Annotated in this window: 16 protein-coding genes and 1 riboswitch; of the genes, 12 read left to right on the forward strand and 4 right to left on the reverse strand. The window is 46.1% G+C overall.

Annotated elements, in window-relative coordinates:
* Positions 1-13 precede the first annotated feature (13 nt).
* From AB4114_RS25390 to rsbW (AB4114_RS25400), 3 genes are all read left to right on the forward strand, one after another.
* Positions 14-1,150, forward strand: a complete 1,137-nt coding sequence (locus AB4114_RS25390; protein WP_441990954.1) for a SpoIIE family protein phosphatase — start codon at positions 14-16, stop codon at positions 1,148-1,150.
* Positions 1,151-1,229: 79 nt separating this feature from the next.
* A complete protein-coding gene (locus tag AB4114_RS25395; protein ID WP_441990955.1) occupies positions 1,230-1,562 on the forward strand; it encodes an STAS domain-containing protein in 333 nt (110 codons plus the stop codon).
* The gene (gene rsbW, locus AB4114_RS25400; RefSeq protein ID WP_441990956.1) at positions 1,559-2,002 is read left to right on the forward strand and encodes an anti-sigma B factor RsbW; all 444 of its coding nucleotides are present in this window, start codon (positions 1,559-1,561) and stop codon (positions 2,000-2,002) included. Before AB4114_RS25395 ends, rsbW (AB4114_RS25400) begins: the two co-directional genes overlap by 4 nt.
* A gap of 29 nt (positions 2,003-2,031) precedes the next feature.
* Here the strand turns inward: rsbW (AB4114_RS25400) and AB4114_RS25405 are convergent, their stop codons facing one another.
* Positions 2,032-2,499 (reverse strand): Dps family protein, encoded by a 468-nt coding sequence (locus AB4114_RS25405; RefSeq protein WP_441990957.1) that lies wholly within the window; start codon positions 2,497-2,499, stop codon positions 2,032-2,034.
* A 169-nt stretch (positions 2,500-2,668) separates the two neighbouring features.
* Here AB4114_RS25405 and AB4114_RS25410 point away from each other — a divergent pair, with 169 nt between their 5' ends.
* The 8 genes from AB4114_RS25410 to AB4114_RS25445 all read left to right on the forward strand — a co-directional run bounded on the left by AB4114_RS25410 (position 2,669) and on the right by AB4114_RS25445 (position 9,746).
* On the forward strand, positions 2,669-3,127 hold the full coding sequence (locus tag AB4114_RS25410) for a DUF948 domain-containing protein (RefSeq protein WP_441990958.1): 459 nt from the start codon (positions 2,669-2,671) through the stop codon (positions 3,125-3,127).
* 13 nt (positions 3,128-3,140) lie between these two features.
* Positions 3,141-3,512: an STAS domain-containing protein gene (locus tag AB4114_RS25415; protein ID WP_441990959.1), complete on the forward strand. Its 372-nt coding sequence runs from the start codon at positions 3,141-3,143 to the stop codon at positions 3,510-3,512.
* Positions 3,509-3,955, forward strand: coding sequence for an anti-sigma B factor RsbW (rsbW, locus tag AB4114_RS25420; RefSeq protein ID WP_441990960.1), 447 nt, complete (start codon positions 3,509-3,511; stop codon positions 3,953-3,955). The genes AB4114_RS25415 and rsbW (AB4114_RS25420) overlap by 4 nt, the downstream gene beginning before the upstream one ends.
* Positions 3,952-4,725 carry a sigma-70 family RNA polymerase sigma factor gene (locus tag AB4114_RS25425; protein ID WP_441990961.1) on the forward strand — a complete coding sequence of 258 codons (774 nt, stop codon included), beginning with the start codon at positions 3,952-3,954 and terminating at the stop codon, positions 4,723-4,725. Before rsbW (AB4114_RS25420) ends, AB4114_RS25425 begins: the two co-directional genes overlap by 4 nt.
* A gap of 101 nt (positions 4,726-4,826) precedes the next feature.
* On the forward strand, positions 4,827-7,604 hold the full coding sequence (locus AB4114_RS25430) for a CHASE3 domain-containing protein (protein WP_441990962.1): 2,778 nt from the start codon (positions 4,827-4,829) through the stop codon (positions 7,602-7,604).
* The gene (locus tag AB4114_RS25435) at positions 7,499-8,467 is read left to right on the forward strand and encodes a CheR family methyltransferase (RefSeq protein ID WP_441990963.1); all 969 of its coding nucleotides are present in this window, start codon (positions 7,499-7,501) and stop codon (positions 8,465-8,467) included. Before AB4114_RS25430 ends, AB4114_RS25435 begins: the two co-directional genes overlap by 106 nt.
* 641 nt (positions 8,468-9,108) lie before the next feature.
* On the forward strand, positions 9,109-9,273 hold the full coding sequence (locus AB4114_RS25440; protein ID WP_171629953.1) for a DUF1328 domain-containing protein: 165 nt from the start codon (positions 9,109-9,111) through the stop codon (positions 9,271-9,273).
* A gap of 77 nt (positions 9,274-9,350) precedes the next feature.
* Entirely contained in the window at positions 9,351-9,746 is a 396-nt protein-coding gene (locus tag AB4114_RS25445; protein WP_171629954.1) for a general stress protein, read from the forward strand.
* A 78-nt stretch (positions 9,747-9,824) separates the two neighbouring features.
* On the opposite strand, the gene AB4114_RS25450 is transcribed toward AB4114_RS25445, so the two are convergent.
* Positions 9,825-10,025, reverse strand: a complete 201-nt coding sequence (locus AB4114_RS25450) for a cold-shock protein (protein WP_441990964.1) — start codon at positions 10,023-10,025, stop codon at positions 9,825-9,827.
* A gap of 65 nt (positions 10,026-10,090) precedes the next feature.
* Positions 10,091-10,291: a cold-shock protein gene (locus AB4114_RS25455; protein ID WP_028555458.1), complete on the reverse strand. Its 201-nt coding sequence runs from the start codon at positions 10,289-10,291 to the stop codon at positions 10,091-10,093.
* Positions 10,292-10,515: 224 nt separating this feature from the next.
* Positions 10,516-10,612: riboswitch (purine riboswitch) on the forward strand.
* 59 nt (positions 10,613-10,671) lie between these two features.
* On the opposite strand from AB4114_RS25455, the gene AB4114_RS25460 reads away from it, so the two are divergent.
* The gene (locus AB4114_RS25460; protein WP_441990965.1) at positions 10,672-12,036 is read left to right on the forward strand and encodes an 8-oxoguanine deaminase; all 1,365 of its coding nucleotides are present in this window, start codon (positions 10,672-10,674) and stop codon (positions 12,034-12,036) included.
* A gap of 57 nt (positions 12,037-12,093) precedes the next feature.
* Here AB4114_RS25460 and AB4114_RS25465 read toward each other — a convergent pair whose 3' ends face one another.
* A complete protein-coding gene (locus AB4114_RS25465) occupies positions 12,094-12,447 on the reverse strand; it encodes an acetyl-CoA acetyltransferase (RefSeq protein WP_441990966.1) in 354 nt (117 codons plus the stop codon).
* Positions 12,448-12,483: the final 36 nt, after the last annotated feature.

A 12,483-nucleotide genomic window follows, 5' to 3' on the forward strand; every position in this document is an offset into this window, starting at 1 on the left:
AGGGGTTAGTGCGATGAGTATTGCCATTGTGGATGATAATAAGACGAATTTATTAATTATTGAAAAAATTTTGGAGAAAGCCGGCTACACGGATTTAATTACGCTATCTTCGGCAAGAGAGCTCTATCACTTGCTTGGTATGGATACGCCCGATCAGGAGGAAGTAACGGTTGATCTGATCCTTATGGATATGATGATGCCGGAAATCGATGGGGTAGAAGCATGTAGTAAGGTACAAGCTGATGAGCGGTTAAGGGATATTCCGATCATTTTCGTAACGGCGATGGGGGATTCCAATAAGTTGGCGGAGGCATTGGATGCAGGAGCGCTCGATTATGTGATGAAACCGATTAACAAGGTGGAGCTTCTGGCGCGGATTCGTTCAACTCTTCGCTTGAAACAGGAGAAGGATTGGCATAAAGAGCGAGATAAGCGGATTAAGTATGAGCTTGATTTGGCCAAACAAGTCCAGCTTAGTGTACTTAGTCACCCGCTGAAGAATGAGCACATCGAGATTTCAGCTGTGTATAAGCCATCGTCAGAGCTGGCGGGAGACTTTTATGCGTGGTACCCGATTGGGCCAAATCGGTATGGCATTATTTTGCTCGATATGATGGGGCATGGTATTTCTTCATCCTTAGTATGTATGTACATTTACTCGGCATTGAAGGATACGATCATGGGGAAAGGCGATCCTGAGTTAGTGATGCAAGAGCTTAATCGGCGAATGAATCAGCTCCATGTCACGGATAGTCTTATTAATTATTACTTTACCGCGATCTATCTGGTCCTTGATACCGAGCAGCGTACCATTGAGTATGTGAATGCAGGCCATCCAACAGGCGTTGCTGTGCTCGATGGCGAAGTGCAGCTGCTCTCTGAAGGGTGCTGTGCAATTGGCTTTTTTGAAGGGATTGAGATTACCAAAGGGTACGCGACCTACGAGAAACAAGCTCGGATTGTCTTATATACGGATGGGTTGACGGAATGGATCGCAGATGAGGAGCATGATGGTATGGCTCAAATCAAGGGCAGCCTCCAGGATATGAATGGTCACGACCCAGAAGGACTAGTCGAAAGGCTTACTCCTACAACGATGAACGGCCCTTCGCAGGATGACATGTGCTTAGTCATGATCTCTGCCTCCTAGCTTGCACAATTCAATGAAACTTGAATACTAACAGTGGTCTTGGTAGGATTTAGACAATAATGACTAGGGAGTGTGGCTTATGTCCTCAGAAAGATTTCAAATTGATCTTGAAGAATCAGAGAAGTCAATACAGCTCATGATGCGTGGGGAGCTTGATTTGGCAGCAGCACAGGCCTTTCGCCAGGCACTTGAGGCCGTCATTCATCGTGAAGATAAGGCATTAATTCTCAATTTGAAGCATTTAGGCTATATCGATAGTACGGGGATTGGCATTGTGGTATCTACCTTGAAAATTCGCGATGAAATCAAAGCGCCATTCGCCGTTCATGATATTCCGCCAGGGATAAGGAAGTTGTTTGATTTGACGGGGATTACTGGATTTCTGAATGAAGGGATCGAAGGCAGCGTATGAAGGTCATTCGCTTACATATTCCAGCAGCAGCGGAGCATTTGGAGATCGTAAGACTTAGCTTGTATGGTGTAGCAACGAAACTGGGCTTCTCATATGAAGACATTGAAGATATGAAGGTAGCCGTATCTGAAGCTTGTAATAATGCTATTTTGCATGCGAAGCCCGAAGATGGCAGCGGTCACATCGACATTAGTTATGAACTTAGCGATGATGCACTTCGGGTGAAGGTAAAGGATAACGGTACTGGCTACGAGGCGTCTAGGGAAAGCCGGCAAACGAGTCCCTTCGCGGGGACGATGCCGAGTGAGCTTAGCACGGGTGGACTGGGCATTTATCTGATGGAAGCGTTAATGGATGAAGTCCTGGTCGACACAAGCGGTGGCACCGAGGTTACTTTAGTTAAATATGTTCACAGCAAAAACCACGGAATGACGGAATAACCGCCAAACCGTGGTTTTTCTTTCCTATCCTATTTGCCGAGATAGGCGGCTAGCATCCAACTGTGTTTCTCCAAGGAGGAGCGGATGGTAATGAGCATATCGGCTGTAGGCTGATCCTTTTGGTCTTCGGCCAGCTGGATCCCCTCGGTCAATTCGGAGCATAACATAGTGAAATCATCAACGAGTTGTTCCACCATGAGATTAGCATCACTTTCCGTCTTCTTGGCTTCTTTGATTGAAGCCATTTGCAGATGCTCTTTCAGGGTGGCAGTCGGGATCGCACGTAGAGAAAGCATTCTCTCTGCTATCGTGTCCAAATGGAGTGTGGCTTCCGTGTACAATTCCTCGAACTTGATATGTAGGGTGAAGAAATTCTCACCTTTCACATACCAGTGATAATTATGCAGCTTCATATAGAGTACTGAGAAGTTGGCGACCTGTTTATCGAGCATGTCTGTTAGCGGGCTAGCCTTCGTTATCGTAGTCGTATTCACCATGATCATTCCTCCACTTAATTGATTTATTTGTGTCTACAAGAAATAAGTACCCTTACGAGGGCGAAGTGAAACAGTTAATTTTAGATGAACATATTTTGTGCCTCATGTGTTTCAACTTTCTCTAACTTGGGTAACTACGTAATAACAAGGCACAATAGGAGGGATTCCCATGTTGCTTCAAATAAGTGTATGTGTTGTAGCAGTTGCGTTTGTGTTTCTGGTTTTTTATTTGATCCAAACCTTAAAATCCTTGAAGCATTCCCTTGATGAGATAACCTCAACAATGGGACAGATGAAAAATGAAGTGACGGAGATCAGTTCTGATGTGAAGGATGTCATTCTCAATACGAATGAGGTTGCGATCGATATGCGAATGAAACTTTCCACACTTAATCATCTTTTTGGAACGGTGCAGGATGTTGGTCAAGTACTTCATGAGCTATCTTCTTCCGTTAAACAATCAGCTTCAGCCCTGATTGCTTCTGTCAAGCCAATAGAAACGTCTGGGAAAACATCCCCGCTGAATGGGAAGTTGAAGGCTATTCTGCAAGGAGCGACCATGACGCTCGAGATTTGGGATAAAATCAAAGTGAAGAAGTCATCACCGCAAGCCGGTACGATTAAATAGGAGGGGTCATCACGTGAACGCTATACGTAAATTTATGTTTTATAAACAGTCGGATGGGAAAGAAAATAGGATATATCTCAGTGGGGAGCTCGATCTCTCTGCAGCGTCTTCGCTAGCGAATGTGCTGGACTCGGTGGTTAGAAAAGAGGAAGAGGCACTCGTCCTAGATTTAAAGGAGTTAAAATATATAGACAGCACGGGAATAGGGCTCATCGTCTCCGCGATTAAAGTCAGGGCTGCTATGCACGCAGCGTTCCAGATCGACCATATTCCAGCTAAAGTTAGACGATTATTCGATATCACTGGCGTTTCCAGTTACTTGCATAACAATGGCAGCTTAAGAGAAAATCAACGTGTAACTGAAAGGAAAGAAGAAATCATATGAGCCCATACATTGGCCTGACCATACCTGCACAAGCGGAATATTTGGATATTGTTCGACTCACGTTATACGGCGTTGCAACCAAAGCCGGTTTCTCCTTTGAAGATATTGAAGATATGAAAGTTGCTGTCGCGGAAGCTTGCAATAATGCCATTCTTCATGCTTATGCAGAGGGGGAGCCGGGCATCGTAGAGATTCAATTTGAGCCTAGCGAGGGCTATATGAAAATAACGGTGAAGGATGAAGGCGATAGCTTTCATTATGTTCAAACGGCTCCTGAAGAATTAACGCTGCACCACAAATCGATTCAAGAAGCTTCGGTCGGGGGACTCGGTCTCTTTCTAATGCAAGCTTTAATGGATGATGTGCAGGTGTTTGCTCGCGGAGGCCAAGGAACGAAGGTCATTCTGACCAAGCAGGTGTATAGAAAAGAGGAGATTGTATGAATGCGAAGGGAACTGTCTCTTCCTCCGACTCTTTATATGATATCTACGAAAAGAAGAAGATTTATAAGGAAACCGGTTGTCAAGAGGCAGCTACCGCATTGCTCTTACACTATGAACCGATCGTTCGAATGGCAGTAGCCAAAATGTCGCGAAGCCGCCCTGACCTCTATGAAGACCTCTTTCAAGTTGGTCAGATGTCGATGCTCAGGTTGTTTACGCAGTATGACCATGCGATGGAAGTGCCTTTTGAAGGCTATGCGATGAAAAGCCTCATCGGTCATCTCAAAAATTATTTGCGTGACAAATCCTGGTACATACAAGTTCCGAGACGTATTAAGGAAAAGGGAGCGCAGATGGGGCGTGCGTTGGACGAACTGACGGCTAAGCTGGAGCGCTCGCCGAATGTGGAGGAAATAGCAGCTTATCTAGAGATGAGTTCTGAAGAAACCATGGAAATCTTAGCCGGCCGCGATTATTATCACTACACATCCCTTGATACCCCGCTCACAAGTGAGGGGGATGGGGCCACGATTGGGGATATGATTGCAGGTACCTCTGATGACTATCAAGCCATAGAACACCGTATGGACCTTGCTGAAGCTATGGATTGTTTGAAGGAAGAGGAACGTACCGTCATTGGGATGATCTACCAAGAGGGGCAGTCCCAGCGACATATTGCAGATCAGCTAGGCATCTCTCAGATGAGTGTATCTCGTATTCAGAAGAGGGCGATGATGAAATTAAAAACAGCCTTAACATCGAAAGTATAGAGGTTAGCTACCTGCTAGGGGGGATGAAAATGTGGTATAGTAGGTTTGTATAATGTAATATTCTTACATTTTCTACCAACTGTACCAGGAGGCACTTTCCTATGTTTACTTCCCTTCTTAAAATTAAACCCAAGATTATGCTTGGCTATGTATTCATTCTTATTTGCCTTGGTCTAGCACTCTTGGTCGTAAGTAGTCGCGTGACCGATCTGCAGAAAGAAGTTAGCTATGTTTCTTCGCATGATATGGACGTACATGATCAGTTGCATAGTTTACTGAAAAACGTACTTGATATGGAAACAGGCATGCGTGGCTTTGTGATTACAGGTAATGAACAGTATCTTGACTCTTATTATGAAGGCAGTCGCAACTGGCAGGTGACGTATGATCATATTCATCAACTTATCAGTGATAATCCCTCCCAAATGCAAAGCCTGGAGGGGATCGAAGAGACCATTAAGAGTTGGTTGAAAACTAGCGGAGAGTACGTTATTCGTATGAAAAAAGATAACAATAYGGCTGCTATCAATGAATTTTTTAAGCAGAATACAGGCAAAAAAACGATGGATCAGCTGCGGACGCAATTGGATACCTTCCTCGTCACAGAGAAAGTGCTTACTTCCACAAGAGTCGAGCAAATCTCCAAAAGCAACTATAATCTTAGAGTTGTTCTTTTTACTATTTTAGGCCTTATTTCGATTATTGCTATAGTTGTAGCTTTGATTCTATCGAATTCGATAACAAACACGATCAAACAAGTTACACGGAAAATTCGTGATATCACGGCCATGGAGGGCAATCTGGCCTCACGGATTGAAGTGAGGACGAATGATGAGATTCGTGAGCTGGCCGAAGCCACGAACGGGCTATTGGCGAGTTTGGAGAAAACGAGCTGGATTCAATCCAGTATTACCGAGGTGTCCACCCTGTATCAAGGTATACGTGATATAACTGTGCTGAGTGAGGCTTTTATTCAGAAGCTTGCTCCCATGTTAGAGGCCAGTTATGGCGTTGTCTACCTGAAACATTATGAGGGGGGGCAGCTTTCTTATGTCAAAATTGCAGGATACGCCGCTTCTGGACAAGATCATGCAAGTGCAAGTTTTCAATCAGGTGAAGGTTTGGTTGGACAATGTGCAATCGACAAGCGAATCTTCCTCATGGATAACCTGCCTGATAATCATGTGAAAATAACGTCAGGTCTCGGGATTTCAACGCCGCGCAGCTTACTAGTCGCACCCATTCTTGTTGATGGAAGAACGGAGGCTGTTATTGAATTAGCTTCCCTTCATCAATTTGAGTCGAAGCATCTGACTCTGATTGACTCTCTGCAAGAGAAGTTTGGGACCGCGATTACGAGTGTGCGCAGCCGTATGGAAGTGGAGCGACTCCTCTCCGAGTCGCAAATGCTGACGGAGGAGCTGCAAGCTCAATCCGAGGAGCTTCAGACGCAGTCGGAAGAGCTGCAGATGCAACAAGAGCAGCTTCGGATGACGAATGAGTTTCTGGAGGAGCAGAACCATTTTGCCGAGCAGAAAGCGACGGAGCTCGAGAAGGCCAAAGATGAACTCGAAGAGTATTCCTTGAAGTTAAAGACAAGTTCGCAGTACAAGTCCGACTTCTTGGCTAATATGTCCCATGAATTACGAACACCGCTGAATAGCATCATGATTCTTTCGCAAATGCTAGCAGAGAGTAACGGAGACATGCAAATGTCCGAGGTTGTGGAGTATTCGCGAGTGGTGAATGCCGCGGGTCATGATTTGCTGTCGCTCATCGATGATATTCTGGATTTATCCAAGGTTGAAGCTGGGAAAATAGAGATTATGCAGGAAGAAGTGAATGTGACGGAGTTACCGCAGTCTATGGAGCTTATGTTCGCACCGGTAGCCGCTAAGAAGGCGCTTGATTTCCATGTTATTCTTGAGCCTGATGTGCCGTCTGTCATCGTGACGGATGGTCAACGACTGCAACAAATTCTGAAGAACCTGTTGTCGAATGCGTTTAAATTTACCGAAATAGGGTCCGTTTCCATGCGAATAGCGCTTGCGGAATCCGCGCGGATTAAAGAACTTCTCCACCGAGATCCAGAGGAAACGGTTCTTGCCATCTCGATTAAAGATACGGGTATTGGGATTCCAATCGATAAGCAGCATATTATCTTCGAAGCGTTCCAACAAGTGGATGGTACAACTAATCGTCAGTATGGCGGGACTGGGCTGGGATTATCTATTTGCCGCGAGTTTACTCGCTTACTTGGGGGGACGATTGTTGTGAAGAGTGAGCTGCAGGTAGGCTCTACGTTCACCCTGTATATTCCCAACGGCAAGGAAGGCCTGATTCACCCTGGTAGTTCCTTCGCACAAGATCAGATTGCGGCTTCAAGTGAGCAAGAGAATTCGTATAAGGGAGGATCTTCCTATTCGAAGAGTTTCTTTAGCGAAGCTGGGCCGTCCCTAGATGAGCCGATCCACACGGATGCGCAACTGTTCGAAGGAAAGACAGTGCTGCTTGTCGATGATGATGCCCGTAATGTTTTTGCGCTCGTCAGCGCTTTGGAATTAAAGGGGGTAACGGTCGTTGTCGCCGAGAATGGCAAGGAAGCCATCGAACTGTTAACTGTGAAGCCAGATTACGATTTGGTATTAATGGACATCATGATGCCAGTTATGGGTGGTTACGACGCCATGAAAGAGATACGGGAAGGTCTGGAGTTGCGCCATGTACCGATCATTGCACTGACAGCGAAGGCGATGAAGAGCGAGAAAGAGAAATGTCTCGAAGCGGGAGCATCGGACTATATTACGAAGCCGTTGCAGATGGAACAGCTCTTCTCGCTGATGCGAGTGTGGCTTACGAAGCAGGTGAAGAAGCATTGACACGTGATCCTCAGGATGGATGGAACGAGCCCCAAGAGCCGCCTGACGATGAGCGGGAAAATATTGAGATTAATCTGCTCCTAGAGGGTTTATATCAAATGTACGGATTCGACTTCCGACATTATGTGCGCTCCTCTTTACGCAGACGTATTCTGAATCGAATGAAGATGGAAAAACTGCGAACGATAACAGCGCTTCTGGAAAAAGTACTGCATGAGCCGAAATTCGTAGATAAACTGTTAAGCGATATGTCGATTCGCGTGACAGAAATGTTCCGAGATCCGAGCTTCTTCAATGCTTTCCGCACTCAAGTCGTGCCGGAACTACGGGATTATCCGGAGATTCGTATCTGGCACGCAGGTTGCGCTACAGGCGAGGAAGCCTATGCAATGGCGATTCTCATGCAAGAAGAGGGCTTGGCAGAGAAGACGCGAATCTATGCCACTGACATGAATGAGCAAGCCATTGTATCGGCGCAAAGAGGCGCTTTCCCGCTGAAGCAGATGCAGCTGTATACGACGAATTATTTGGAATCTGGCGGCACCAAAGCATTCTCGGAGTATTACTCGGCGGATCATCAGTATGCCTATTTTAAACCGCAGCTGAAAGAAAACATGATGTTTGCCCAGCACAACCTGGTGACAGACGGCTCTTTTAATGAGTTCCATGTGATACTTTGCCGGAATGTGATGATCTACTTCGATCCGAAACTGCAGCAGCAGGTGCACAGTTTGTTTTACAGCAGCTTAACCCCGCAAGGTTACTTGGGTCTCGGGAAGAAAGAGTATATTCTCCACGTGCCTGAGGGTGTGCACTATGATGATTTTGTGCCACATGAGCGTATATACCGTAAGAAATCATAGCCTTGTTATCGAAGAGGTGTCCCCAAAACCATGTATGTGGCGGGGGCGCTTTTTTTCTTTTCGGGGATGAGAGAGGGGGGATAACTGGAAAAAATACAGCTATTTATTCGAGATTCTCTMGGAAATTCGATTTAACTGTAAAACATGTAGGTAAAACGGCCTCTTTTGATCAGCTTGGGTAAAATGGGTGAAATTAACTACAGGTTTTCCATCTATTCAGCGTTTGATCAGAAAAACTCATGATTTAACTGTAGGAAATCCATCTATTCATCTGGAACACAGGAGAGTTTACGAAACTTTCAGCACTCCATACTCCAACTGCTATATCTACCTCTACTCCAATTTCTATTTCTATTTCTACTTCTACTTCTACTTCTACCTCAACCTCAACTCCAACTCCAACTCGTTCACCCTAGCTCATCCGGTCTTATTCAATAAAGAGTAAGCTTCGCTTACCCCTAGGCCACAAACACATGCATGCTTAGATGTCATACCTCTAGAATAACGTACACGTTCTTAGTTGACAGCATAGTCGTTTTTGATCAAATTCGTTTAAAGGCCTGTTTCAACCTTTGCTGGTCTGGGTAATAGAAGGCATAGCAAGATAAACACTAACGAAAAGGAAGAGAGAGGTGTTGGGTATGCTAGGATGGGCTATGACGTTTCTTGTAATTGCGCTAGTTGCAGGTGTTTTTGGATTCTTTGGGATTGTCTCAACAGCAGTAGGTATCGCCAAAATTTTGTTCTTCGTCTTCCTTATTATGTTCGTAGTATCGCTGATTTTCGGAAGACGTCAACGTTTCTAGTGAGCATGTAACCTGAGCAACGAACTCAAGGTAACACGGATACACCCTATAAAACCCATTGACGAGGAGGAATTACCATGAGTACGACGTATACCAGAGTAAGTGTGACATCCAGTCTTGAGGATACGCAGAACAAGGTACAACAACTGCATAACGAAGGCTTTAAAAAGGATCATATTTATGTTCTGACACACAGTGCTGAAGGTACTAATTACGTCGCGGAGTATGCGGGTGCAGAGCAGATTTCGATGGCCGAAGAAGGATTGTTCACGTCGATCGCCAATCTGTTCCGATCACGTGGCGAGGAGCTGAGAGCGAAGATCCTGGCGCTCGGCGTGCCAGAAGCGGAGACGGACAGACTCATAACTGAGCTGGAGTGGGGGAAAATTCTCGTATTAGCCACGCCTCATATGAGTGAGGAAGATACCTTGATGATGTATCAGGGCGAAGCATTTCAGCGAACGATAATATAAGTGGATTCCTATGAAATAGTCCTATATCGAAAAAAAGCCCTTGTCTCCAATGGAGACAGGGGCTTTTGGGTGCCGGATTCATCGCCTGCTGCTTGTGTTCGATAAGGTTGGGAGCATCTTTAAATCCTTGACCATGGATGAATTGCAAATTGGACATACAGGACTATCCGCGAATGAAAAGTTATCTCTCATCCAGCAAGAGCACTGATCAGTGCTGCAGGTCCAGATGCTGGTTTGTTCCTCCGGTACTGGTTCCAATGATTTTTTTGAAAAGTACAATCGAACTCCTCCTTGTCATAATTGACTCTGACGCGCAAGCAGTTGAAGCAATATGTGATGAAGGACTACAGCTTGACTACATTTTCAGCTTGCGGTCCGCGGTTACCTTGAACAACTTCGAATTGCACACGTTGGCCTTCATCCAAGCTTTTAAAACCTTCTCCTGTAATGGCGCTGAAATGAACGAATACGTCATTGCCGCCTTCCATTTCGATAAATCCAAATCCTTTTTCTGCGTTAAACCATTTTACTGTACCTGTTTCCATGTGTTCATAAACCTCCAAAGATAATTTGTGCCTGCGCTTCTCATTCGCGGAAGTGATTCCTGCCAGAGAGCTTGTTAATCATTAACGCAGCTTTGATAATATATCCATTAATCAGGAAGCTTATTCCACTTTTCTGAAAAAACATCAAAGTTATTTTCAGACAGCGATAAGCTCTTGACGCTACCTTAGGAAGTGCTCTATACTATTCCTAAATTTAACCAAAGCTTTGCGAAAATTTCATAGTTCGTATAACCTCGATAATTTGGTTCGGGGGCTCTACTGGGAACCTAAATCCTAACTACGAACACAATATATGCGTATATTGTGTTTGTGGTTAGGATTTTTTTGGTTCCCTTATTCTATTTGAGGAGGCTGAAGAGATGGGTTCCATCTTGATTCAAAATGCGAAAGCGATTGTAACGGTGGATGCAGAAGACCGCGTGTTGGAGAATGCGGATTTGCTGATTGAGGGCAATCACATTGTAGAGATGGGGAAGGGGTTATCTCCGAAGGATGCCTCCACGCAACTGATTGATGCGTCCAATATGTTCGTGTATCCTGGCCTCATTAATGTTCATCATCACTTGTATCAGACGTTTACACGTAACCTGCCGCAGGTGCAGAAGCTTGAGCTATTCGACTGGCTCCGCTATCTGTATGAGATCTGGAAAGGTTTGACGCCGGACGCTGTTTATCACAGTTCACTAACAGGAATTGCCGACCTCATGAAGAACGGTTGTACGACCGTATTTGACCATCATTATGTGTTTCCTGAGCAACATAGTGCGCATTTCATCGATAAACAGTTCGAAGCCGCTGAGCGACTAGGCATACGCTTCGTGGCTTCGCGAGGATCGATGACGCTGGGCAAGGATCAGGGCGGTTTGCCGCCAATGAGCGTCGTGCAGGACATCCACACGATCCTCGCGGATAGCGAGCGGCTTATTGACCTGTATCACGACGCCAGCGCAGGCTCGATGCGGCAGGTCGTACTCGCGCCTTGCTCGCCGTTCAGTGTGTCCGCAGATATCTTGCTCGAATCTGCGAAGCTGGCTAGAGCCAAGGGCGTGCGCCTCCATACGCATCTCGCCGAGACGAAGAATGAGGAAGCCTATACGCTCGAACGATTCGGCATGCGGCCACTCGCCTATATGGAAAGCTTAGGCTGGGTAGGCTCCGATGTGTGGTATGCGCATGGCATTCATTTCAACGATGATGAAATGAAGCTGCTCGCGCAGACGAAGACCGGCGTCGCCCATTGTCCCATTTCCAATATGAAGCTGTCCTCTGGCATTGCCAGAGTACCGGAGATGCTGGAGATGGGCATTCCAGTTGGTTTGGCTGTCGACGGCAGCGCTTCTAATGATGGCTCGAATCTGCTGGAGGAGCTTCGCATCGCCTACCTGCTGCACAGGCTTCAATCCAGCGCATTTGCGCCAATCGGATATGATCTATTGAAAGTAGCGACGAGGGGCGGAGCTGAGATCCTGGGTAGATCCGACATTGGGTCGCTGGAGGTAGGCAAATCAGCAGACTTGTTCATGGTGCGCGTTGATCAGATAGACGCGGTCGGAACGCATACGGACGCTAAGTCGTGGTTGGGGACAGTAGGCCTCAAACGTGCGGTCGACTACACGGTCGTCAACGGCCGAATCGTCGTGGAGAAAGGTAACCTGACGGGAGCAGACGAGGGAAGGCTCTATGAGGACTGTCAGGCCTCCTACCAACGCTTCATCCAGCAATAAGTAAAAAAAGCTCGCTCCCTTAGCCTAAGAGGCCTTGAGGAGCGAGCTTTCAGTTTTTTAGGCAAGCAGGAGAATAACCAAGAGTTCAAAAAGCACGAGCGTTATAATTTGATTATACTGTGCTGGTGTATAGATCGGTCTGTTATGACCTTGATGGTGGCCATGATGGTGGTCCGTATGCAGATACATGTGATGACCATCTGCATTAATAAGAACACCTTCATGTGTATGCCCATCAATTGTTGTCACCCGAATCTTACGGCCCATGTGTGGATGCAGTGCATGCATGACTGCGTCTCTTTTGTGCTTCATCATGTGCTGCCAGTTGGGCTCAGATTGGTACACCACATGAGGTCCTTGGTGCCCATGATGACCTTGCGGTCCTTGCGGATGCATAGGGTTCGTATACATAAACGCTCACTCCTTCTCGTTCAGCTGCGCACTCGC

The organism is Paenibacillus sp. 2RAB27 (assembly GCF_052115445.1).
Taxonomy (GTDB): domain Bacteria; phylum Bacillota; class Bacilli; order Paenibacillales; family NBRC-103111; genus Paenibacillus_E.